The sequence below is a fragment of the Inquilinus sp. OTU3971 genome (assembly GCF_038440215.1).
Genome location: NZ_JASATH010000142.1, coordinates 1 through 21,830 on the forward strand (window position 1 = coordinate 1; position 21,830 = coordinate 21,830).

Below are 21,830 nucleotides of genomic sequence, written 5' to 3' on the forward strand. Positions count from 1 at the left end.
AAGGAGGCGTCCCGCATCTCGCCATCATCGTCTCACCGGTGTTGCAGCGTCGGATTGCCGGACATCGGAGCGGTGTCTATCGGCTTTGAAAGGCAAGAACGCGACTAAATCCAATACTGCTCTTTATTTTCGATGAGGAATTTCACCATGGCACTCAAGCTCGGCAAGAACGATGTCTATCGCAGCGAAATCCAGGCTGCGGAGAAGGCCACCGGCATCGACGGCTCGGCGATCGCGGCGCTGATCGACGCCGAAGCCGCCAAGATCGGTTCGGGATCCAACAGGGGCCAATGGGACGAGGACTCCTACAACAAGGACTCCAAGGCCGGCGGCATGACCCAGTTCCTGGAATCCACCTGGGAAGGCCACGCCAAGAACCCTGCCCACCTGCTCAACACGCGCGGCAAGGCGGCCGGCTTGATCACCGCAGCCAACAAGGTCACCGCCGGCAAGATGGCCGATTTCCTGAAGCTGCGCTTCGATCCGTTGCTGTCGATCGTCTCGGCGGCCGAATACGGCGTCGACAATCTCAAGGCGCTGGACAAGGCCGGCGTCCTGCCGGCGAAGCTGACGGACGATCAGCGGGCCCGGTACATGTATCTCGCCCACCACGAGGGGGCGGCCGGTGCGATCGGGTTCCTGAACGGCACGAAGACCTACACCCGCGCCAAACTGGTCGGCCAGGTCGGCGCCGCCGCAGACACGTACATCACGAAGGCCGGCGGCAAGACATCGGCCGCCTACCGCCTCTGGCTGAACGAGTACATGGACAAGAAGATCGTCCCCTCGAACTTCCGCAGCTAGGCCGCGCCCGCGCTCGCCGGCTGGAGGTAGGTTTATTGATATTTGAGGTATGCCATGAATCGGTGCATTCCCCTGAAAGCAAGAGAGTATAAATTATTGCTCAAACCCGATTGCTTCGCCGGCGAGATGTCGCTGGAGAAGGCCAATCAGTTTTGGAATGTCCAGATCGAGTCGATCGTCCGAGGCCACCTCGACAAGAAGGACGACAAGAAATCGCGGCACGGAAGGGGTTTCGATCCGGCAGTGCGCCGGACGATCAAGTTCCGGGATACCGGCGATCATCTGCTGAACGATGCAGACTATATCCTCCGGGAGCGGACCGACATCGATGCGGACGGCAACGATGCATCGAAACCGGAGCTGACCCTGAAGCTGCGAACGACCGATCTCTTCGTTGCCGCGGACACGCCGCTTCCGGGAACGCAGAAGGGCGCCGACACGGAGTTCGAAGAGGATATCGCCCCCCTCCAGGTCTCGGTGGCGCGGCCCGGCAGCCGCTGCGTCTCGGTCGCCGAGCCCCGCTCCATCCGCAGCCGGTTCTCCGTCTCGACCACGCAGTCGGTGCCGGACGGCCTGGCCATCGATCGCCTGGGCGATGTGCTGGAGCTCTATCCGACGCTGTTGAACAATCTGATGCCGACCACCATCGACGAGATCCGGTCGGACGCGGCGCTGCGTTCGGGGCCGACCATCAGCGAGCTGGTGTTCAAGGATGCGGAAGTCGATCTCGGCGAAGTCGACGCCAGATTTGCCCTGACCCTCTGGTACTTCGATGCGGAAACCGCCGCGCCCCGGGTGGCCGAAATCTCGTTCAAGTGCAAGGTGAAGGACGGATACCTGCCGCGCGGTGCGGCGGCACGGGCGCTGAAGCTGTTTATCGGGATGCAGGATGATCTCGGCGACTGGGTGAATTTCGAGGAGCAGAGCAAGACCGCTCTCGCCCTGCCGCAGCGGGGCTGATCCACCGGCATCGGCCCAAGGCCGGGCGCGATGGACATCCCCGCGCCGCGGCCCCATCTCATCCCGGCCGAAACCGCTCGGGACCCACCTTGGACCACGCCGCCGAACTGGACCGCCTGGACCGCCTCGCCACGCTCCTGGATTCGCGCTGGCGCCTGCCGCTCTTGGGCTGGCGCTTCGGGCTCGATGCCGTGATCGGGCTGGTGCCGGGGCTGGGCGACGCCGCCGGCGGGCTGCTCTCCGCCTGGCTGATTCTGCAGGCCCGGCGCCTCGGCGCGCCGAACCGGGTGCTGGTGCTGATGGCCGGCAACGTCGTGCTCGACGTCGCCCTCGGCACCGTGCCGGTGTTGGGCGACATCCTGGACATCGGGCTGAAGGCCAACCGCCGCAACGCCCGGCTGCTGCGGCGGCACTTCGAACGCCACGCCGCCGGGGCGTGACGCCTCAGACGCCGGCGTCCGGATCTTCCGCCGACGGATCGGCACCCGGCGACGAAGACACGAACCGCCCGCCACAACAGGGGAAGATGAACCCGAGCGGCTCCGCCGGTGCCGCCGCCGGCCGGGTGACCCAGCTGCATTCAGACACCAGGTCGGTGGCCTGGGGACCCGCTGTCCGGCCGCTGCCCGCCGCGCGTCCGGTGCGGTCCGGCATGGGTAGGGGAATCTGCTGTGCCATCGCGTCGCCCTTCTGTCGAATGGGCGTTCAACCTAGCATCGCGCACAACGTATCGCAAACCGCCCGGACGGTTTTTTTGTTTCCCAAGGTTGCGCGCCTGTCGGCGGCGGCGGCGTGCCTCGGCACTCCGCTGCCGACGCTGAGCCGCCGCATCCGCGAGCTGGAACGGCAGCTCAAGGTGCAGTTGCTGGAACGCTCGACCCGCGGCACCCGGCTGACCGATGCCGGGGCGCGGCGGGCAGGTGGTGGTGCCCCGGGCGGTGCTGACCGCCAACGACTACCATTTGCTGTTCAGCCGGGCGCTCGACGGCGACGTGGTGACAGAGCTGCCGCCCTTCCTGGCGGCCGGACCGATCCGCGACGGGCGACTGGTGCAGCTGCTGCCGCGGCACGAGCTGCCGGAATGGCCGCTGCACCTGGTCTATCCACCGCACCGCCACCCGTCGACGATCGTCCGGGCCTATCTGGACTTCTGCCAGGGCTGGCTGCCGAACATCGCCCGCGCCTGCGAGATCGATGCCGCCGCCTGACCGGCTTGCCGTGCGACCGATCGGGACCAATAGTCCAGTCATATCGGTCTGGAGTGCGATATGGCGGAGTGGCAGGTCCAGGAGGCGAAGGCGCGCTTCAGCGAATTGGTCGAAAGGGCGCGGACGGAGGGGCCGCAGACCATTACACGCCACGGCCGTAAGCGCGCGGTGCTGTTGTCGATCGAGGATTACCGCGCCCTGCTCTCCCGGCAGGCAGATGTACGGGTTCTTCTGCTCGGCGGCCCGAAGGTGGGCGACTTCGGCATCCAGCGCGGCAGCGACACCGGGCGCAAGATCGTCTTGTGACCGGTGGGGCGGTGCCCGGCCTCGGATCTTACGACATTCACACATCATCTCTTTTGAGTCCCCCCTCCCCTTGCGGGAGGGGGGAGGGGGGTAGGGGGAGGGGGTTTTCGAAGCCCAGGACCGGCCCGGACCGTCAGAAGCCGCGCGGACGGCGAGTTCCGGGCCCCTACCCATTCGCGCGCGGACGCGCGCAGACCCCTCCCCTGACCCCCTCCCGCAAGGGGAGGGGGGACTAGAAAAAGCTCACTTCAACGATGTGTGAATCCGGCAGGCCCTGGAATTGAGAGACGGTCAGGGAATGAGCCAGCTCGCCTTGAGCGTTCCGCCGGTCCAGTCGAACAGGGCGCGGCGGTCGGCGCCGGGGTCCAGGCGGACCCAGTCGATGCGGTCGACCGCCAGCACGATCACGGCGAAATTCTCGCGGCCTGCCTCGGACCCGTCGGTCGCGGGCGACGGCAAAGCCGGGTCGGCGATCGGGGTGCCGGGCGGGCCGGGCATGCGGTAGGCGGCACGGATCGGCCCCGGCGTCGCCGCCCAGGCGGCGTCGAGCGCGGCCCCGGGCGGCAGCAGCTGAGCCCGGCCCTCGACCCGGATCTGCACCTCGTCCGCCGCCTCGTACAGCAGCAGCGCCACGGCGGAATCGGCCTGGATCTCCGCCACCTTCACCGAGCGTCGGTCGGTGTGGATCTCGAGCCGCCGGGCCGCGGGGTCGACCGAGCGCAACACCACCGTGCGCAGCGCCGGCCCGCCCCGGGCGTTCAGGGTGGCGAGCGCGACCCGGCCGGTGGTGCGGCGGCGTTCGCCGGCGGCGCGGCGGCGTTCGCCGGCGGCGCGGCCGAGCCGGGCCCAGGCATCGGCCAGCACCGCGGCCAGGTCGCCGCCCGCGTCCATCAGCAGGGGGCCATCAGCGGTAGGTTACCGCGAGGTCGCCGACGCCAGCGACATGGCCCTCCAGCCGGTCGCCCGGCTTGACCGGGCCGACGCCGTCCGGCGTGCCGGTCATGATCAGGTCGCCGGGGCGCAGCGCCACCAGCCGGGAGAGATGGGCGATGATCTCCGGCACCGGCCAGATCTGGTCGGCCAGGTCGCCGGACTGGCGGGTCTCGCCGTTGATCTTCAGCCAGATCGCGCCTGCGGATGGGTGACCGATCTCGGCCGCCGGGCGCAGGGCCGACAGCGGCGCCGACTGGTCGAAGGACTTGGCCATGGTCCAGGGCCGGGCCAGCTTCTTGGCCTCGGCCTGGATGTCGCGGCGGGTCATGTCGAGCCCGACGCCATAGCCCCAGACATGGCCGAGCGCGCGCTCCGCCGCGATGTCGGTGCCGCCGGCGCCGATCGCCACCACCAGCTCGATCTCGTGATGCAGGTCCCTGGTCGCCGCCGGATAGGCGATGGTGCTGCCGGTCGGCACCACCGCATCGGCCCATTTGGCGAAGAAGAACGGCGGCTCCCGGTCCGGATCATGGCCCATCTCGCGGGCATGGGCGGCGTAGTTGCGGCCGACGCAGAAGATGCGGCCGACGGGAAAGGTGGCGTCGCTGCCCAGCACCGGGACAAGGGTCTGCGGCGGCGGCGTGATCACGGTCGACATCGGGAAGTCCTTCAGGGAGCGATGGTCCGCGGGCGAAGCTGCGCGGCGCCGCCCGGCCTGTCAAACCCGGAATCGATGCCCAACGCCAGCCGCCGCTAGGATGCGCGGCAGGATCCGATGCATCCTGCCGTCGGACCGAAGGATCGAGGACCGGATGACGACCATCGCCGCAATTGCCGCGCAGGCGGGGCAGCTGCTGACCGAACGGCGGCAGACCATCGCCGTCGCCGAATCCTCCTCCGGCGGGCTGGTGTCGGCCGCGCTGCTGGCCGTGCCGGGGGCCAGCGCCTATTTCCAGGGCGGGGCCGTGGTCTACACCGCGGCGGCCCGGCGGGCGCTGCTGGCGATCGGCGAGGCCGAGATGGTCGGCCTGCGCCCGTCGACCGAGCCCTATGCGGCGATGCTGGCGCGGACGGTGCGCGACCGCTTCCAGGCGGATTGGGGCGTCGCCGAGACCGGCGCGGCCGGCCCCACCGGCAACCGCTACGGCGACCCGGCCGGGCACAGCTGCATCGCCCTCTGCGGCCCGCGGATTCTGGCGGCGACCGTGGCGACCGGCAACGCCGACCGCGCCGCGAACATGGACGCCTTCGCCCTGGCCCTGCTGCGGCTGCTGCTGGACGGGCTGGACCAGGATGGCCGGCCGTGACCTCGATCCTCGCCTTCATCCTGGCCGCCTTCGCCGAGATCGCCGGCTGCTTCGCCTTCTGGGCCTGGCTGCGGCTGGACCGCAGCCCCTGGTGGGCGCTGCCGGGCACCGCCAGCCTGATCCTGTTCGCGCTGCTGCTGACCCGGATCGATGCCGATTTCGCCGGCCGGGCCTATGCCGCCTATGGCGGGATCTACATCGCCGCATCGCTCTCCTGGCTGTGGGCGGTGGAGGGCAGCCGGCCGGACCGCTTCGACCTGGCCGGCGCCGTGCTGTGCCTGGCCGGGGCCGGGGTGATCCTGTTCGGACGGCGCCTCGCCGCCTGAGAGGTTCGCCCCGCTTCCGCCATGATGGCGCCGGCATCCTGCGTCGGTATGATGCGGACCCGGGGGGTTCATGCCGTCGCTCTATGACATCAAGCCGAGATTCCAGGGCCTGCTGCGCCCGACCGCCGCGCGGCTGGCCGAGAAGGGCGTCAGCGCCAACGCCGTGACCCTGGCCGCCGCGGGGCTGTCGGTGCTGCTGGGACTCATCGTCGCCGCCACGGGCTGGCCCTGGCTGCTGCTGCTGTATCCGCCCTTCCTGCTGCTGCGCATGGCGCTGAACGCGATCGACGGCATGCTGGCGCGGGAGTTCTTCCGGCCGACGCCGCTGGGCGCCCTGCTGAACGAGGTCGGCGACATGGTGTCGGACGCGGCGCTATACCTGCCGCTGGCGCTGCTGCTGCCGGCGCCGTCCTGGCTGGTGGTGCTGATCGTGCTGCTGGCGGTGATCGGCGAGGCGGCCGGCATTGCCGCGCGCACCATCGGTGCCAGCCGGCGCTATGACGGGCCGTTCGGCAAATCCGACCGGGCGCTGGCCTTCTCGGTCCTGGCCGTCGCCGCCTTCTTCCAGATCCTGGCCCCGGCGCTGTGGATGCCGTTGGTGCTGGGGGCGCTTCTGCTGCTGGCCCTCCTCACCATCCTCAACCGCGTCCGTGCGGCCCTGGCGGAGATCGGGGCATGATCGCCGGGCTCAATGTCGACCCGACCGTCGCCTGGACGCTAGGCGCCTTGATCGTCGTGCTGGTGGTGGCCGAGGCTGCCGTGCTGTTCCTGCGCCGCAGCAAGCCGGAGAAGGACTGGACCGAGCTCAGACTGCGCCTCCATTCCTGGTGGGTGATCGTGATCGCCGGCGGCATCGCCCTGGTGCTGAACCCGATCGCCGTCCTGGTGGTGCTGGCGGTGGTCAGCTACCTGGCGCTGAAGGAGTACCTGTCGGTGGTGCCGACCCGCCGGGCCGACCGGGCGGTGCTGCTGATCGCCTACCTGGCCATCCCGACGCAATGGTGGTGGATCGCGCAGGAGCAGTACGGCTTCTTCATCATCTGGGTGCCGGTCTACCTGTTCATGGTGGTGCCGGCGATGATGGTGCTGCGCGGCGAGGTCACCGGCTTCCTGCGGGCGCTGGGCACCTTGCATTGGGGCCTGATGCTGTGCGTCTTCGCCATCGGCCATGTCGCCTATCTGTTCGTGCTGCCGGAGGCGGGCGAGACCGGGCCGGGCGGCGCCGGCCTGCTGCTGCTGCTGCTGATCCTGACCCAGGGCAACGACGTGGCGCAGTATGTCTGGGGCCGGATCTTCGGCCGGCACAAGATCGCGCCCTCGGTCAGCCCGAACAAGACGGTGGAGGGCTTCGTCGGCGGCCTGGTCACCACTACGGTGGTCGCCGGGCTGATCGGGCCGCTGTTGGCGCCGCTGTCGCTGCCCATGGCGCTGGCGGCCGGGGCGCTGATGGCGGTCAGCGGCTTCTTCGGCGACCTCACCGTCTCCGCCGTCAAGCGCGACATCGGCATCAAGGACACCGGCACGCTGATCCCCGGCCATGGCGGCGTGCTGGACCGGATCGACAGCCTGATCTTCGCCGCGCCGCTGTTCTTCCATTTCACGCGCTACTTCTACTACTGACATGTGGCGGCTGCTGTTCCACTGGCTGGTGACCAAGCCCGTGATGCTGCTGTTCGTCGGGCTGCATGTCCGCAACCCGGAGCGGCTGCCGATGGCGGGGCCGGCGATCATCGTCGCCAACCACAACAGCCATGCCGACACGGTGGCCCTGACCTCGCTGTTCCCGAGCCGGATCCTGCACAAGGTGCGGCCGGTGGCGGCGGCCGACTATTTCCTGCGCGGCAGGGCGATGGCCTGGTTCTCGCTGAACTGCATGGGCATCCTGCCCTTCGACCGGCATGCGCGGGAGCGCGGCGAGGACCCGCTGGTGGGCTGCGTCGAGGCGCTGGACCAGGGCTGCATCCTGATCCTGTTCCCCGAGGGGTCGCGCGGCGAGCCGGAGCGGCTGCAGCACTTCAAGAAGGGCATCTGCCACTTGGCCCGGCGACGGCCGGACGTGCCGATCGTGCCGGTCTACCTGCACGGGCTGGGCAAGGTGCTGCCGCGCGGCGCCTTCCTGCCGGTGCCGTTCTTCTGCGACGCCTTCGTCGGCCCGCCCCTGGCGGACCGGCCGGAGGACACGGATGCCTTCGTCGAAACCCTCGAGGCATCGATGGCGAAACTCGTGGAGGGCACGAGGTTCCCCGAATGGGACTGACGTGGCTCGCCTTCCTGTGGGGCGTCGCGGAGGCCTGCCTGTTCTTCGTGGTGCCGGATGTGCCGGTGTCGCTGATCGCGCTGGCGCGGGGCTGGCGAGCCGGGCTGCGCGCCGCGATCGCCGCCGCGGCCGGGGCGGTGGTCGGCGGCACCGCGCTGGCGGTCTTCGCCAGCCACGCGCCGGATACGGCGCTGGCGGTGGTCGACGCCGTGCCGGCGATCTCGCCCGCCATGATCGCCCGGCTGCAAGGGATGATGGCCGGCACCGACTCCGCCGCCGGCCTGGCTGGGGTGCTGATCCTGGCCAGCCTGAGCGGCATCCCCTACAAGATCGCCGCCGCCAGCGCGCCGGGGCTGGGCGTCCCGGTCTGGGAGCTGGCGCTGCTGACGCCGCTGGTGCGGCTGCCGCGCTTCGTCGCACTCGCTACGGCCGGGGCGGTCCTGCATCGGCTGACACCCGCCTTGCCCGGCTGGTTGCGGCCGGTCCGGGTGCGGCTGTTGCTCGCGGCGCTGGGCTGGTCTGCGTTCTATGGGGCCTATTGGTCCAAGGTCGGGGGCTGACGCCTGGCCCTTGCCGCCCTATTTGCAGGACAACACATCTGACATAATGGAGACGGCGGCCCCGGGTTTGGCTCAGCCGGCCCGCCTGGAGAAAGTGATGGACCTGTCGCGCACCGAAGGCCGCGCGAAGAGCGCCGCCGTTTCGAAGACCCCGTCAGACCTGCAATCGCTGCTGACGGTCGGCGGCATCTCCCTGGCCGGACTGGGCGCCAGCCTGTTGGCCCTGTTCGGCCCCACGGGCAGCGACCTGTCGGTCGCCCTGACCATCGTCTCCGTGGTCGGCGGCCTGGCCGTGGTCGGCGCCGGCTTCGCCATCGCATCTTTCGCGGCGAAGCGCTGAGCCGGCTCAGCCCGCGCGGCGCGCCGGGGCGTCCGGCAGAATCCCGCGCTGGAACATGACGCCGAGGCGCAGGCTCTCGGCGATCTTCTCCGCCCGGTCGATGAAACGCGCCGCCGCCCGGGGCGGGCAGACCTCGCGCGCGGTGGCGCGGAACAGCTCCAGCCAATGGGCGAAATGCTCCGGCCGCAGCGCCGAAACCCCGGCATGGGCCTGCATCGGCCGGCCCTGGTAGCGGGCGCTGCGCAGCATCACCGACGACCAGAAGTCGCACATCCTGGCGAGGTGCGGGGCCCAATCGGCGCCGATCACCCCGGCGAAGATCGGCCCCAGCACGGTGTCGCCGCGCACGCGGCCGTAGAAGGCGTGGACCAGGGTCCTGATCATCGCCTCGTCGATCGGCTCGATGGGATCGGCATCCGTCATATCCATGCGGATATATGGCCAGATCCGGTGCACCTCGCGCCAGGGCCGATCGCCGCAGGGCTGGGTTCAAGCGGGCGCAAGGCGCTCGGCGAGCGGAGCGGTTGGGGTCGACCCTCAGCAGCGCCCCCGCTCGCTGTCGAGATGGGCCATCTGGACAGCCGCGTAGCGGTCGCCGGCGGCGGCACCCTTGGGCACGGCCTGCTCGATCCGGGCCAGGTCGTCCGGGGCCAGCGCGACGTCGAGTGCGCCCAGCGCCTCGGCCAGCTGGTCGCGGCGGCGGGAGCCGACCAGCGGCACGATGTCCCGGCCCTGCGCCGCAACCCAGGCGATGGCGATCTGGGCCACTGTGACGCCCTTGGCCGCGGCCACCGCCCGCAGCGCCTCGACCAGCGCCAGATTCCGGTCGACATTGCTGTCCTGGAAGCGCGGGCTGTGGCTGCGGAAATCCCCCGCCCCGGCATTGCCCTTCTGCCAATGGCCGCTGATCAGGCCGCGCGACAGCACGCCATAGGCGGTGATGCCGATGCCGAGCTCGCGGCAGGTGGCCAGGATGCCGTCCTCGATGCCGCGCGAGACCAGCGAATACTCGATCTGCAGATCGACGATCGGATGCACCGCGGCGGCGCGGCGGATCGTCTCCGACCCCACCTCGGACAGGCCGATATGGCGGACATATCCGGCCTGCACCATCTCGGCGATGGCACCGACCGTGTCCTCGATCGGCACGGCCGGGTCCAGGCGGGCCGGGCGGTAGATGTCGACATGGTCGACCCCGAGCCGCCGCAGCGAATAGGCCAGGAAGTTCTTCATCGCCGCCGGCCGGGTGTCGATGCCGGTCCAGCCGCCGGCCGGGTCGCGTAGGCCGCCGAACTTGACGCTGAGGATCGCGGCGTCGCGCTTCGCGCCGGTCCGCAGCGCCTCGCCGATCAGCATCTCGTTATGGCCCGAGCCGTAGAAATCGCCGGTGTCGATCAGGGTGATGCCGGCGTCGAGCGCGGCGTGCAGGGTGGCGATGCTCTCGGCCCGGTCGGACGGGCCGTACATGCCGGACATGCCCATGGCGCCGAGGCCGAGGGCGGAGACGCGCGGGCCGGTGGCGCCGAGCTGGTGGTACTGCATGACGGGCTCCGATGCGCGAGGGGTTTCGATAACCCGCAATATGGCGAGGTCGGTTTCGTGCGATAATCCGGGCAATAGCGAACAAGCCGTGCGGAAAACCGAACGATGAGCAGCCCCGACCTGTCCGACCTCGACGCCTTCGTCGCCGTGGCCCGGGCCCGCAGCTTCCGCGGCGCCGCGACCTTACGCGGCGTCTCCGCCTCCTCGCTCAGCGACGCGCTGCGGCGGCTGGAGGCGCGGCTGGGCGTGCGCCTGCTGAACCGCACCACCCGCAGCGTCACCCCGACCGAGGCCGGCGAGCGGCTGCTGGAGCGGCTGGGCCCGGCGCTGGGCGAGATCGCCGGCGCGCTCGACGCCGTCAACAGCGTTCGCGACAGCCCGACCGGCACGCTGCGGCTGAACGTGCCGACGATCGTCGGCCGCCACATCCTGCCGCCGATCGCAGCCCGGTTCCTTGTGGCGCATCCCGGCATCCGGCTGGAGGTGACGGCGGAAGACAGCTTCGTCGACGTGCTGGCCGAGGGCTTCGACGCCGGCATCCGCTATGAGGAGCGGGTCGAGCGCGACATGATCGCGGTGCCGGTCGGCCCGCGGGTGCAGCGCTTCGTCGTCGCCGCCGCGCCGTCCTATCTCGCGGCGCGCGGCCGGCCGCTTCATCCGAAGGATCTGCTGGACCACTCCTGCATCCGCCACCGCTTCGCCAGCGGCCGGCTGGCCGGCCTGGAGTTCGAGCGCGACGGCCAGATCATCCGGATCAGCCCTGACGGCCCGCTGATCGCCAACGCGCTCGAGATGGAGGTGGCGGCCGCGGTCGCCGGGCTGGGGGTGATCAGCTCGTTCGAGGAGGTGCTGCGACCGCATCTCGACAGCGGCGCGCTGGTGCCGGTGATGGAGGAATGGTGGCAGAGCTTCTCCGGCCCCTTCCTCTACTATCAGAGCCGGACTCACATGCCGGCGCCGCTCAGGGCGTTCGTGGATTTCATCAAGGCGGATCGAGGCTGAGGGAGTCAGGCCAGCGTCCGGCGGATCTCGGCATGCGCCGCAGGGTAGCCCGGCGACAGCACGGCGAGCCGGCCGGAGACCAGCGCGTGCATTCGCGGCAGGGCGTGGAACGGCACGCCGGGCGCCAGATGGTGCTCGGTGTGGTAGCTGGCGTTCCAGAACAGCAGACGCAGCACCAGCCCGGCCAGGGTGGTGCGGGTGTTGGCCCAGCGGTCGTTGCTGCGGACGCAGCCGGAATGCTCGGCCAGCAGCACCCAGCGCAGCAGCGGCTGGGCCAGCACCACCGGCCCGATCCAGAGCAGCAGGGCGAGGGTGCTGCCGGTGGCGAGGCTGGCGGCGAGGATAGCCGCATAGAGCAGCAGGTAGAGCCGTGCCTCGGCCGTCACCCGGGGCCGGTCGGCGGCCGGGATCCAGGGCGAGCGATCGTGGCCCGCCGCAGTGCGCACCATCCCGAGGATCTGGCCGCCCCAATACGGCAGCCCGGTCAGGATCAGCCAGTAGCGGCCGCGGGTCAGCGGCTTCGCACCGATCAGCTCCGGGTCGCGCCCGGGGTCCTGGGTGTGGCGGTGATGCGCCAAGTGGAACAGGCGGAAACCCTCCGGCGGCAGCACCAGGACGAAGCCGGCGACCCAGCCGACCAGCCGGTTCAGCCACAGCGAGCGGAACGGCGTGCGGTGGGTGGTCTCGTGCAGCGGGGCGAACAGGGAGATCTCGGCGGCGCCGAGCAGCGCCATGGCCGGCCAGACCCAGAGGGTGCCCCGCGCCGCCAGCACCAGGGCGATGCCGAGCGCGATCAGCCCGAGATGCCGGGCCAGCGCCCGCAACCCTTCCGTGTCGGATCGCCGGGACAGCTCTTTCAGCGCCGCCGGCGGCAGCATTCTGGTCTCCACCATGCCCTATCCTCGCGCCGGGCGGCGGCCGGGATCAAGGGCAGTGTCCGGTTGCGGCAGAAGGTGTCGGCTGACGGGCTGAGCTTTGGTCAGGTCACTCCTGAACCCGTCTTCCGAACGCCGGATGCCGGAAGCAGCCCACCATGTGGTCGTTGACCAGCCCGGCCGACTGCATCAGCGAGTAGCAGACGGTGGAGCCGACGAAGACGAAGCCGCGGCGCTTCATGTCGCGGCTCATCCGGTCGGAGATCTCGCTGGTGGCCGGCATCTCGGCATGGGCGGTCCAGCGGTTGACCAGCGGCTCGCCGCCGACAAAGGACCAGAGGTAGCGGCCAAACCCACCCTCGGACTCGATCACCGCCAGCGTGGCCCGGGCGTTGCTGCGCACGGCGTTCAGCTTGGCCCGGTTGCGGATCAGCCCGGCATCGGCCAGCAGCGCCTCGATCTCCGCGTCGGTCATCGCCGCGACCCGGACGATGTCGAAGCCGTGGAAGGCACGGCGGTAGTTCTGCCGCCGCTCCAGCACCAGGCGCCAGGACAGGCCGGCCTGGGTGCCCTGCAGGCTGAGATTCTCGAACAGGGCACGGTCGTCGCGCTCCGGCGTGCCCCAGTCGCGGTCGTGATAGGCCAGCATCGCCGGGCCGCCGGCGGCCCAGCCGCAGCGCGGCAGGTCGCTCGGCGACGGATCGCTCATTCGCCCCAATGGATCGGAAAGGCGTCGGGATAGGTGAACAGGGCCGGCGTGCCGCCGGTGTGCAGGAACACCACCACGTCGTCGGGCCGGAAGCGGCCGGCGCGGATGCCGGCGATCAGCCCGGCCATCGCCTTGCCGCTGTAGACCGGGTCGAGCACGATCGCGTCGCGGCTGGCGGCCAGCTGCAGCGCCTCGACCATGCCGTCCGTCGGCAGGCCGTAGCCGTCGCCGACCACGCCGTCCTCCAGCACCAGATCCGCGGCCGAGAGCGGCGCCGGGACGCCGAGCAGCTCGGCCCCGGCCTGGACCAGCCCGGCGACCTTCGGCCGCTGCTCCGCCGAGCTGCGGCTGATGCAGTAGCCGACCGCCGGGGCCTTGCTGCCGCCGAGGGCGAGACCCAGCGCCAACCCAGCCTGGGTGCCGCCGCTGCCGCTGGCCAGGGCCACATGGGTGAAGTCGACGCCCTGGTCGCGGCCCTGGCGCAACAGCTCCTGCGCCGCGTCGACATAGCCGACCAGCCCGAGCGCGTTCGACCCGCCGATCGGGATGACATAGGGTGTGCCGCCCTCGGCCCGGCACTCCTCGGCAACGCGCGCCATCTCGACATCGGGGTCGGCGGTGCCGGGATGCAGCTCAATCCGCGCCCCGAACAGCTCGTCGAGCAGCAGGTTGCCGCTCGCGTGATAGGACGGGTCGCGCCCGGCCACCGCGTCGGTCAGCACCAGCACGCAGTCGAGGCCGAGCTTGGCCGCGGCGGCCGCGGTCTGGCGGGCATGGTTCGACTGCGGGCCGCCGGCGGTGATGATGGTGTCGGCGCCCTGGGCCAGCGCGTCGCCGAGCAGGAACTCCAGCTTGCGCACCTTGTTGCCGCCCAACGCCAGGCCGGTGCAGTCGTCACGCTTGATCCAGAGCTGGGGGCCGCCGAGCGCTTCGGTCAGCCGCGGCAGCGGCTCCAAGGGCGTCGGCGCGTGCTGCAGGCGGAGGCGCGGCAGCTGGTCCAGCGATGGCATCGGATCCGTCCCTGAGGCGCGGCCCCGGGCGGCCGCCTCCGGCTGCATATCACGCCGGGGCGGCGGGTGCGAACCGCCTCACGCCGCGTGGGCTTCTTCCGGGTGGCCGAGCTGGCGCTGCAGCAGGGTGCGGTAGATGCCGGGGCGGTCGGCCAAAGCGGCGGGGGTGCCCTGGTCGATCACCCGACCGCCCTCCATCACCACGATCCGGTCGAAGCGCTGCAGCGTCGACAGGCGGTGGGCGATGGCGATCACCGTGCGGCCCTGCATCAGGTCGTCCAGCGCCTCCTGCACCGCGCGCTCGGATTCGCTGTCCAGCGCCGAGGTCGCCTCGTCCAGCAGCAGCACCGGCGCGTCCTTGAGGAAGGCGCGGGCGATGGCGATGCGCTGGCGCTGGCCACCCGACAGCTTCACCCCGCGGTCGCCGACCACGGTGTCGAAGCCCTCCGGCAGCGCCTCGATGAAGTCCCGGCAATGGGCGGCCGTGGCCGCGGCCATCACCTCGTCATCGGTCGCGTCGGGCCGGCCGTAGCGGATGTTCTCGCGCACGCTGCGGTGGAACAGCGAGATGTCCTGCGGCACGACGCCGATGATCTGGCGCAGGCTCTCCTGGGTCAGGTCGCGGATGTCGCGCCCGGCCACCTCGATCCGGCCCAGCCCGACATCGTAGAAGCGCTGCACCAGGGTCAGCACGGTCGACTTGCCGGCGCCGGACAGGCCGACCAGCCCGACCCGCTCGCCGGGCTCGATGCGCAGGTCGAAGCCGTCCAGGATCGGCGCCCGCTTGGGATAGGCGAAGCGCACGCCCGCGAAGCCGATCGGCACGCCGCCACCATGCTTCGGCGCCGGCAGCGGCTCGGCATGGGGTGCGTCGGGCAGGTCGTGCGGCACCAGCAGGGTCGAGATCGCCTCGGACAGCCGGGCGATGTGCTGGGTCAGGTCGACCAGCGCCACCGCCAGGTCGCGAGTGCCGTGCAGGATGGCGAAGCCGAGCGAACAGACCAGCACGATGTCGCCGGGCGTGGCCCGCCCCGCCTGCCACAGCAGGAGCGCCCAGCCGAGCAGCCCCGCGGTCAGCACACCGGTGATCGCCGCGTGGATCAACCGCAGCCGCTCCATATAGCGCAGGCTGCGCTGGCGGGCGGCGAGCTCGACCCCGATGCGGTCGGCCAGCCGCTCCTGCTCCCGGAACGTGGCGCCGAACAGACGCACCAGGCCCATGTTGCCGATCACATCGACCAGCTCGCCGTCGACCTTCGCCGCCTCGGTGGCATAGCTGCGGTGGATAGGCCCGCCGCGCTTGGCCAGGCGGTAGATGAACGCCGACAGCGCCACCGCGGCCGTGACCAGGGCCGCCGCCATGACGAGATCGACCGAGGCGAGGACGCAGATCGCGCCGACCAGGGAGAGAGCGGGCGGCAGCACATTCCAGGAGAACATGCTCTCGGTCGTGAAGATGGCGTTCGCCGTCGCGGAGACGCGGCCGGCGACCATGCCGGGCAGGCGGTCCGCGAAATAGCTGGGCGCATGGCCGGTGAGGTGCCGGAACAGGTCGCGGCGGACGGCGCCGGTGACCGCGACGAAGGCCCGGCTGGCGACCCAGCCGCCGACGCGCCACAGCATGTTGTCGGCGAGGATCAGCCCGACCAGCAGGCCGTAGGCCAGCCAGATCGCCCCGGACGCGCCGAGGGCCAGCACGTCGACCAGGTGCTTGATCGCGTATTGCGACCCGATCGCGCAGGCGACCGCGGCCACGACCGAGGCGATCACCACCGCATGCGGTGCGGCCTCCTGCCGCACATAATGCAGGATGAACCCGATCGGCCGGTTCCGGAATCCCTCGAGAGTGCGAGTCTGCGTGGACGCGGTCATGTCCATCAGATCCCCTGCGTTGTCTTCATCCACCATGGACGGCGCGTTTCCGCCGCCTTGCGAGTCCCGGCGCACCCCACCGACAGATGACAGCGCATCGCTGCACTGCACCTTATCTGCGTGCGCCCCACAGAACATTATCGGACCGGAGTCGGAACCTTTTGCCGTCCCGATTGTCTGTGGTCATCGAGTGCCCGTTGCCGCGGAAGCACCTGAAGAAGAGCAGCGCCGCATTGCTGCGCCGCAGCGCCGCCGGTGATGTCAGACAAAACCCCCATCTGCGGAGGGAGTTCCATCCATATGCGAATCGCGCAGGTCGCCCCGCTGTTCGAAGCGGTCCCCCCCAAGCTCTATGGCGGCACCGAACGCGTCGTGTCCTTCCTCACGGAAGAGCTCGTCGCCCTCGGCCATGACGTCACATTGTTCGCCAGCGGCGATTCCGTGACCTCCGCCAAGCTCGAGGCTTGCTGGCCGCGGGCCATGCGGCTCGACGCCTCGGTGCGCGACTGGATCGCGCCCCATATGCACATGTTCGAGCAGGTGTATCGGCGGTCGGACGAGTTCGACATCATCCACTGCCATCTCGACTATTTCCCGTTCTCGCTGTTCAGCCGCGGCGACGTCCCGTTCGTGACCACGCTGCACGGCCGGCTCGACCTGCCCGAGTTGCACCCGATGTTCGAGACCTTCTCGCATGTGCCGGTGGTGTCGATCTCCGACGCCCAGCGCCGGCCGATGCCGAAGGCCGGCTGGATCTCCACCGTGCATCACGGCCTGCCGGCGCAGCTGCTGGCGCCGGTGGCGGCGGAGCGCGGCTATCTCGCCTTCCTCGGCCGCATCGCGCCGGAGAAGCGGGTCGACCGGGCGATCGAGATCGCGGCCAAGAGCGGCCTGCCGCTGAAGATCGCGGCCAAGGTCGACAAGGCCGACCAGGAGTATTTCGACGCCGAGATCAAGCCGCTCTTGGCACGGTCGCCGCATGTCGACTTCATCGGCGAGATCGACGACAGCCAGAAGTCGGCGTTCCTGAGCGGCGCCATCGGCCTGCTGGTGCCGATCGATTGGCCGGAGCCGTTCGGCCTGGTGATGATCGAGGCGATGGCCTGCGGCACGCCGGTCGTGGCCTACAACCGCGGCTCGGTGCCGGAGGTGATCGACGAGGGCGTCACCGGCTTCATCGTCGAGGACGAGATCGGCGCGGTGGCGGCGGTGCAGCGCCTGCCCGAGCTGTCGAACACCCGCATCCGCGAGGTCTTCGACCAGCGCTTCACCGCCCGCCGCATGGCCCAGGACTATCTCTCGATCTACGAGGGCCTGCAGGCCGTCGAGGCGCCGAAGAAGCCCGCCGTGCTGCGCGCGGTGGCGAACTGAGGGGACCGCGTTCACAGTCGTAGGTTGGGTTCGCGGCACGCGAACCCAACAGTGTCATCGCGCGGCGGGATGTTGGGTTCGCCCGAGAGCGAACCCAACCTACTCACTCTCTCCTCCGCCCCCTCAACCCGGCGCCCGGGTGGAGGCCCTGACGACCAGCTCGGTCGGCAGCAGATGGCGGTCGGGCGGGATGGTGCTGCCGTCGGCCACGGCGTCGAGCAGCAGGCGGGCCGCCGTGGCGCCCTTGTCGAACAGCGGCTGGCGGATCGTGGTCAAGGCCGGGCGCACCAAAGCCGCGCGCGGAATGTCGTCGAAACCGGCGACCGACACGTCCTCCGGCACCCGCAGGCCCAGCGACCGCGCCGCCTCGATCGCGCCGATCGCCAGCCGGTCGGACATCGCCAGGATCGCCGTCGGCCGGTCGGGCCGGCGCAGCAATGAAAGCGCCGCGTCGCGGCCATGCGCCTCGCTCGAGGCCGGCCGCTCCTCCACCGGCACCGAGTCCGGGTCGATGCCGGCGGCGGCGATCGCCTCGATATAGCCGTCCAGCCGGTCGACGCTGGTGCGGAAGGTCATCTTCGTCCGCCGCGCCGCGTCGAGCGGCCCGACATAGCCGTCGACCGCCGATTCCAGCGTGATGATGCCGAGCCGGCGATGGCCGAGCCCGACCACATGCTGCGCCACCCGGCGGGCGGCGCCGCGGTCGTCGATGCCGACGAAGGGCACGCCGTCCGGCACCTGGTTGTCGATCGCCACCACCGGCAGGCCGCGACGCAGCAGCGGCGCCCAGGCCTCCGCCCCGTTCAGGAAGCCGTAGACCAGGAAGCCGTCGACCGCGGCGCGGTGGATGGCGCTGCGGCTGGCCGGGCTCTTCACCGCCGGCAGGATCAGCAGGCCGGAGCGCGCCTTCTCGCAGGCGGTGGCGACGCCGCGCAGCATGCCGACCGCCGCCGGGTCGTCGAAGGCGAAGGGCAGGGTCTCGTGGAACAAGAGGCCGATCGCCTCGGCCTTGCCGGTGCGCAGCATCCGCGCCGCCGGGTTCGGCCCGTGCACCCCCAGCATCCGGGCCGCCGCCATGATCTTGTCGCGCAGCTCCTTCGACAGCTGGTCCGGCCGGTTGAAGGCGTTCGACACGGTGGTGCGCGAGACACCGACCGCCGCCGCGATGTCCAGCAGCGTGCCCCGCCGCTTCTCCGATCCGTCGCTCATGGCGGCACCCTAAAGACTCCCTCTTGATCGATCAAGAAAGCCTCGATACTGTAAAACTGAATGCATTCAGATGACCATGGCCAGGGGGCTGGCACGGGAATCATCGCGAGGATGCAGGGGGACATGCGGAGGGGCTGAATGCGCGAATGGTGGCGTGGCGCGGTGATGTACCAGATCTACCCGCGCAGCTTCCTGGACACCAATGGCGACGGCATCGGCGACCTGGCCGGCATCACCGCCAAGCTCGACTACATCGCCGATCTCGGCGTCGACGGGATCTGGATCTCGCCCTTCTTCAAATCGCCGATGAAGGATTTCGGCTACGACGTCTCGGATTACTGCGACGTCGACCCGATGTTCGGCACGCTGGCCGATTTCGACCGGCTGGTCGAGAAGGCGCATGCGCTGGGGCTGAAGGTGATCATCGACCAGGTGATCAGCCACACCTCCGACCAGCACCCCTGGTTCGGCGAGAGCCGGGCCAGCCGCGACAACCCCAAGGCCGACTGGTTCGTCTGGGCCAATGCGAAGCCGGACGGCAACCCGCCGAACAACTGGCTGTCGATCTTCGGCGGCTCGGCCTGGCAGTGGGACACCCGCCGGCGCCAGTACTACATGCACAACTTCCTGACCACGCAGCCCGACCTGAACCTGCACAATCCCGAGGTGCAGGAGGCGGTGCTGGCGGCGCTGGAGTTCTGGCTGCAGCGCGGCGCCGACGGCTTCCGCCTGGACACCGCGAATTTCTACATGCACGACCGCATGCTGCGCGACAATCCGGGCAAGCCGGCCGACCGGGCGCCGACCGGCGACGACCGGGCGGACAACCCCTACTACATGCAGCTGCATCTCTACGACAAGTCGCAGCCCGAGAACCTGATGTTCCTGCGCCGGCTGCGGGCGCTGATGGACCGCTATCCGGACAAGATGGCGGTGGCCGAGATCGGCGACGACGACCCGATCGGCCGGACCGCGGAATACGTCCAGGCCGACCTGCTGCACACCGCCTATAATTTCAGCCTGCTGAACGACACCTTCAACGCGGCGCATATCGCCACCGCACTGATCGCCTTCGAGCAGGCGACCACCGACGGCTGGCCGTCCTGGGCCTTCTCCAACCACGACGTCAAGCGCGTGCCGACACGCTGGGGCGGCGCCGAGGCCGACCCGCGGCTGGCGCGCCTGCTGGTCGCGCTGCTGGCCTCGCTGCGCGGCACCGCCTTCCTGTACCAGGGCGAGGAGCTGGGCCTGCCCGAGGCCGAGGTGCCGTATGAGAAGCTGCAGGACCCGTACGGCATCACCTTCTGGCCGGACTACAAGGGCCGCGACGGCTGCCGCACCCCGATGCCGTGGGACGCCGAGGCGCCCCAGGCCGGCTTCTCCACCGCCGAGCCGTGGCTGCCGGTGCCGGAGGCGCATCGCCGCCTGGCCGCCGGCGCGCAGCAGCATGACCCCGACTCGACCCTGGCCTTCACCCGGCAGTTCCTGCGCTGGCGCCGCAGCCGCCCGGCCTTCGCCTCGGGCTCTTTGAAATTCCTCGACACCGCCGACGGCGTGCTGGCCTTCGAGCGGCGGCTGGAGGATGAGCGCATCCTCTGCGTCTTCAACCTGACCGGCGAGACCCGGATCTGGACCGCGCCGCCGGCCGAGATCGCGCCGACCGACGCGCCCGGGCTGGGCGCCCGGCTGGACAATGGCCGGGTGGCGCTGCCGCCCTATGCCGCCTTCTTCGGCGCCCTGGCGGCGGAGGCGGTGCAGCCGGAACGAAGCGCGGCCTAGCCGCGTTCGGTTCAAGACTAAATTCATTTCGACTCGCCAGAGGCCGGCCTGGCGAGTCACCCTTGCCCCAAGATCAAGCACGCGGGGGCGCGCCGGTCTCCCCCGCGGCCAAAACCACAAGGAGGAGACCATGTCGAGGAGCGCGCTACTTCCGCTCACACTGGCCCTGATTCTGGCCGGCACCGCCGCGCAGGCGGCAGGGGTCAAGGTCACCATCTCCTGCGGCTCCGCCGGCAGCGAGCAGCCGCAATGCCAGCAGGGCGCCAAAGCCTGGGCGGAGAAGACCGGGAACACGGTCGACATCGTCGCCGCCCCGCAATCGACCTCCGACCAGCTCGCCCTGTACCAGCAGATCCTGAATGCCCAGTCGGGCGATATCGACGTGTTCCAGATCGATGTGATCTGGCCCGCCATCATCGGCAGCCACTTCATCGACCTGAAGCCCTATGCCGACCAGGCCACGATCGACCAGCACTTCCCCACCATCATCCAGGGCCTGACGCGCAACGACCAGCTGCTGGCCCTGCCCTGGTTCACCGATGCCGGGCTGCTGTATTACCGCCAGGACCTGTTGGACAAATACAAGCTGAAGGTGCCCGAGACCTGGGCCGAGCTGACCGAGACCGCCAAGACCATCCAGGAGGGCGAGCGCAAGGACGGCAACGACCGCTTCTTCGGCTTCGTGTTCCAGGGCCGGGCCTATGAGGGCCTGACCTGCGATGCCCTGGAGTGGGTCACCAGCTTCGGCGGCGGCACCATCGTCGGCCAGGACGGCAAGATCACGGTCAGCAACCCGCAGGCGGCCAAGGCGCTGGACACCGCCGCCTCCTGGATCGGCACCATCGCGCCGGACGGCGTGCTGAACTACATGGAGGAGGACGCCCGCGGCGTGTTCCAGTCCGGCAACGCCGCCTTCATGCGCAACTGGCCCTACGCCTATTCGCTGGTCAATTCCGGCGACAGCCCGGTCAAGGGCAAGATCGGCACCGCCCCACTGCCGAAGGGCGACGGCGAAGGCGCCCGCCACGCGGCGACGCTCGGCGGCTGGAACCTGGCGGTGTCGAAATACTCGGCCCATCCCAAGGAGGCCGCCGACCTGGTCCTCTACCTGACCGGCAAGGACGAGCAGAAGCGCCGGGCCATCGAGGCCACCTTCCAGACCACGATTCCGGCGCTGTACGACGACCCGGAGGTGCTGAAGGCCCAGCCCTTCTTCGCCAGCCTGAAGGCCGCCTTCGAAAGCGCGGTCGCCCGCCCGTCGGCGATCACCGGCGAGCGCTACAACGAGGTCTCCACCCTGTTCTGGAACGCGGTCCACAACACCCTGTCGAAACAGGGCGACGGCGCCGCCAACCTGGCGCAGCTGCAGAAGGACCTGAACCGGCTGAGCCGCGGCGGCCGCTGGTAGCGGACAGGCCTGTTCCCCCTCACCCTCCCCCCCCAAGGGCCGGGGCCACCCC

Annotated in this window: 26 protein-coding genes and 1 pseudogene; 17 read left to right on the forward strand and 10 right to left on the reverse strand. The window is 70.2% G+C overall.

Annotated features, from left to right (window positions below; all coding sequences use genetic code 11):
• The first annotated feature begins 147 nt into the window (after positions 1-147).
• From AAHM41_RS28320 to AAHM41_RS28330, 3 genes are all read left to right on the forward strand, one after another.
• On the forward strand, positions 148-804 hold the full coding sequence (locus AAHM41_RS28320) for a hypothetical protein (protein WP_342239963.1): 657 nt from the start codon (positions 148-150) through the stop codon (positions 802-804).
• 96 nt (positions 805-900) lie between these two features.
• Positions 901-1,764: a hypothetical protein gene (locus AAHM41_RS28325; RefSeq protein WP_342239964.1), complete on the forward strand. Its 864-nt coding sequence runs from the start codon at positions 901-903 to the stop codon at positions 1,762-1,764.
• Between the two features lie 89 nt (positions 1,765-1,853).
• Positions 1,854-2,204 (forward strand): DUF4112 domain-containing protein, encoded by a 351-nt coding sequence (locus tag AAHM41_RS28330; protein ID WP_342239965.1) that lies wholly within the window; start codon positions 1,854-1,856, stop codon positions 2,202-2,204.
• Between the two features lie 4 nt (positions 2,205-2,208).
• On the opposite strand, the gene AAHM41_RS28335 is transcribed toward AAHM41_RS28330, so the two are convergent.
• Positions 2,209-2,442, reverse strand: coding sequence for a hypothetical protein (locus tag AAHM41_RS28335; RefSeq protein WP_342239966.1), 234 nt, complete (start codon positions 2,440-2,442; stop codon positions 2,209-2,211).
• A gap of 19 nt (positions 2,443-2,461) precedes the next feature.
• Here AAHM41_RS28335 and AAHM41_RS28340 point away from each other — a divergent pair.
• The 3 genes and pseudogenes from AAHM41_RS28340 to AAHM41_RS28350 form a co-directional block, all read left to right on the forward strand.
• Positions 2,462-2,611: pseudogene (locus AAHM41_RS28340) on the forward strand (helix-turn-helix domain-containing protein); the annotation flags it as partial.
• A 52-nt stretch (positions 2,612-2,663) separates the two neighbouring features.
• On the forward strand, positions 2,664-2,972 hold the full coding sequence (locus tag AAHM41_RS28345) for a LysR substrate-binding domain-containing protein (RefSeq protein WP_342239967.1): 309 nt from the start codon (positions 2,664-2,666) through the stop codon (positions 2,970-2,972).
• A gap of 60 nt (positions 2,973-3,032) precedes the next feature.
• Positions 3,033-3,278, forward strand: coding sequence for a type II toxin-antitoxin system Phd/YefM family antitoxin (locus AAHM41_RS28350; RefSeq protein WP_342239968.1), 246 nt, complete (start codon positions 3,033-3,035; stop codon positions 3,276-3,278).
• 291 nt (positions 3,279-3,569) lie between these two features.
• Here AAHM41_RS28350 and AAHM41_RS28355 read toward each other — a convergent pair whose 3' ends face one another.
• Together AAHM41_RS28355 and AAHM41_RS28360 are read right to left on the reverse strand one after the other, a co-directional pair.
• Positions 3,570-4,169 (reverse strand): pyridoxamine 5'-phosphate oxidase family protein, encoded by a 600-nt coding sequence (locus AAHM41_RS28355; RefSeq protein ID WP_342239969.1) that lies wholly within the window; start codon positions 4,167-4,169, stop codon positions 3,570-3,572.
• 13 nt (positions 4,170-4,182) lie between these two features.
• On the reverse strand, positions 4,183-4,869 hold the full coding sequence (locus AAHM41_RS28360) for a fumarylacetoacetate hydrolase family protein (RefSeq protein ID WP_342239970.1): 687 nt from the start codon (positions 4,867-4,869) through the stop codon (positions 4,183-4,185).
• Between the two features lie 154 nt (positions 4,870-5,023).
• Between AAHM41_RS28360 and AAHM41_RS28365 the strand changes: the two genes are divergently transcribed.
• The 7 genes from AAHM41_RS28365 (at position 5,024) to AAHM41_RS28395 (ending at position 9,001) form a co-directional block, all read left to right on the forward strand.
• Positions 5,024-5,518: a CinA family protein gene (locus tag AAHM41_RS28365; protein WP_342239971.1), complete on the forward strand. Its 495-nt coding sequence runs from the start codon at positions 5,024-5,026 to the stop codon at positions 5,516-5,518.
• On the forward strand, positions 5,515-5,844 hold the full coding sequence (locus AAHM41_RS28370) for a YnfA family protein (RefSeq protein ID WP_342239972.1): 330 nt from the start codon (positions 5,515-5,517) through the stop codon (positions 5,842-5,844). Before AAHM41_RS28365 ends, AAHM41_RS28370 begins: the two co-directional genes overlap by 4 nt.
• Positions 5,845-5,914: 70 nt before the next feature.
• Positions 5,915-6,523 (forward strand): CDP-alcohol phosphatidyltransferase family protein, encoded by a 609-nt coding sequence (locus AAHM41_RS28375; protein ID WP_342239973.1) that lies wholly within the window; start codon positions 5,915-5,917, stop codon positions 6,521-6,523.
• Positions 6,520-7,464, forward strand: coding sequence for a phosphatidate cytidylyltransferase (locus AAHM41_RS28380; protein ID WP_342239974.1), 945 nt, complete (start codon positions 6,520-6,522; stop codon positions 7,462-7,464). The genes AAHM41_RS28375 and AAHM41_RS28380 overlap by 4 nt, the downstream gene beginning before the upstream one ends.
• A 1-nt stretch (position 7,465) precedes the next feature.
• Entirely contained in the window at positions 7,466-8,101 is a 636-nt protein-coding gene (locus AAHM41_RS28385; RefSeq protein ID WP_342239975.1) for a lysophospholipid acyltransferase family protein, read from the forward strand.
• Positions 8,092-8,661: a hypothetical protein gene (locus AAHM41_RS28390; protein ID WP_342239976.1), complete on the forward strand. Its 570-nt coding sequence runs from the start codon at positions 8,092-8,094 to the stop codon at positions 8,659-8,661. Before AAHM41_RS28385 ends, AAHM41_RS28390 begins: the two co-directional genes overlap by 10 nt.
• 97 nt (positions 8,662-8,758) lie before the next feature.
• Complete coding sequence (locus AAHM41_RS28395) at positions 8,759-9,001, forward strand: hypothetical protein (protein WP_342239977.1); 243 nt, start codon at positions 8,759-8,761, stop codon at positions 8,999-9,001.
• A 6-nt stretch (positions 9,002-9,007) separates the two neighbouring features.
• On the opposite strand, the gene AAHM41_RS28400 is transcribed toward AAHM41_RS28395, so the two are convergent.
• Positions 9,008-9,430 (reverse strand): group III truncated hemoglobin, encoded by a 423-nt coding sequence (locus AAHM41_RS28400; RefSeq protein ID WP_342239978.1) that lies wholly within the window; start codon positions 9,428-9,430, stop codon positions 9,008-9,010.
• A gap of 108 nt (positions 9,431-9,538) precedes the next feature.
• On the reverse strand, positions 9,539-10,543 hold the full coding sequence (locus AAHM41_RS28405; RefSeq protein ID WP_342239979.1) for an aldo/keto reductase: 1,005 nt from the start codon (positions 10,541-10,543) through the stop codon (positions 9,539-9,541).
• Between the two features lie 105 nt (positions 10,544-10,648).
• Between AAHM41_RS28405 and AAHM41_RS28410 the strand changes: the two genes are divergently transcribed.
• On the forward strand, positions 10,649-11,545 hold the full coding sequence (locus tag AAHM41_RS28410; protein ID WP_342239980.1) for a LysR family transcriptional regulator: 897 nt from the start codon (positions 10,649-10,651) through the stop codon (positions 11,543-11,545).
• Between the two features lie 5 nt (positions 11,546-11,550).
• Here the strand turns inward: AAHM41_RS28410 and AAHM41_RS28415 are convergent, their stop codons facing one another.
• The 4 genes from AAHM41_RS28415 to AAHM41_RS28430 all read right to left on the reverse strand — a co-directional run bounded on the left by AAHM41_RS28415 (position 11,551) and on the right by AAHM41_RS28430 (position 16,011).
• Positions 11,551-12,438 (reverse strand): fatty acid desaturase, encoded by an 888-nt coding sequence (locus tag AAHM41_RS28415; protein ID WP_342239981.1) that lies wholly within the window; start codon positions 12,436-12,438, stop codon positions 11,551-11,553.
• Positions 12,439-12,529: 91 nt separating this feature from the next.
• Positions 12,530-13,129 carry a DNA-3-methyladenine glycosylase I gene (locus AAHM41_RS28420; RefSeq protein WP_342239982.1) on the reverse strand — a complete coding sequence of 200 codons (600 nt, stop codon included), beginning with the start codon at positions 13,127-13,129 and terminating at the stop codon, positions 12,530-12,532.
• Entirely contained in the window at positions 13,126-14,139 is a 1,014-nt protein-coding gene (locus tag AAHM41_RS28425) for a D-cysteine desulfhydrase (RefSeq protein ID WP_342239983.1), read from the reverse strand. The genes AAHM41_RS28420 and AAHM41_RS28425 overlap by 4 nt, the downstream gene beginning before the upstream one ends.
• A 78-nt stretch (positions 14,140-14,217) precedes the next feature.
• Complete coding sequence (locus tag AAHM41_RS28430) at positions 14,218-16,011, reverse strand: ABC transporter ATP-binding protein (protein ID WP_342239984.1); 1,794 nt, start codon at positions 16,009-16,011, stop codon at positions 14,218-14,220.
• 300 nt (positions 16,012-16,311) lie between these two features.
• Here AAHM41_RS28430 and AAHM41_RS28435 point away from each other — a divergent pair, with 300 nt between their 5' ends.
• Positions 16,312-17,382 carry a glycosyltransferase family 4 protein gene (locus AAHM41_RS28435; RefSeq protein ID WP_342239985.1) on the forward strand — a complete coding sequence of 357 codons (1,071 nt, stop codon included), beginning with the start codon at positions 16,312-16,314 and terminating at the stop codon, positions 17,380-17,382.
• A 123-nt stretch (positions 17,383-17,505) separates the two neighbouring features.
• On the opposite strand, the gene AAHM41_RS28440 is transcribed toward AAHM41_RS28435, so the two are convergent.
• The gene (locus tag AAHM41_RS28440) at positions 17,506-18,591 is read right to left on the reverse strand and encodes a LacI family DNA-binding transcriptional regulator (RefSeq protein ID WP_342239986.1); all 1,086 of its coding nucleotides are present in this window, start codon (positions 18,589-18,591) and stop codon (positions 17,506-17,508) included.
• A gap of 138 nt (positions 18,592-18,729) precedes the next feature.
• On the opposite strand from AAHM41_RS28440, the gene AAHM41_RS28445 reads away from it, so the two are divergent.
• Together AAHM41_RS28445 and AAHM41_RS28450 are read left to right on the forward strand one after the other, a co-directional pair.
• A complete protein-coding gene (locus AAHM41_RS28445) occupies positions 18,730-20,370 on the forward strand; it encodes an alpha-glucosidase family protein (protein ID WP_342239987.1) in 1,641 nt (546 codons plus the stop codon).
• A gap of 130 nt (positions 20,371-20,500) precedes the next feature.
• Positions 20,501-21,778: an ABC transporter substrate-binding protein gene (locus AAHM41_RS28450; protein ID WP_342239988.1), complete on the forward strand. Its 1,278-nt coding sequence runs from the start codon at positions 20,501-20,503 to the stop codon at positions 21,776-21,778.
• The last annotated feature ends 52 nt before the right edge of the window (positions 21,779-21,830 follow it).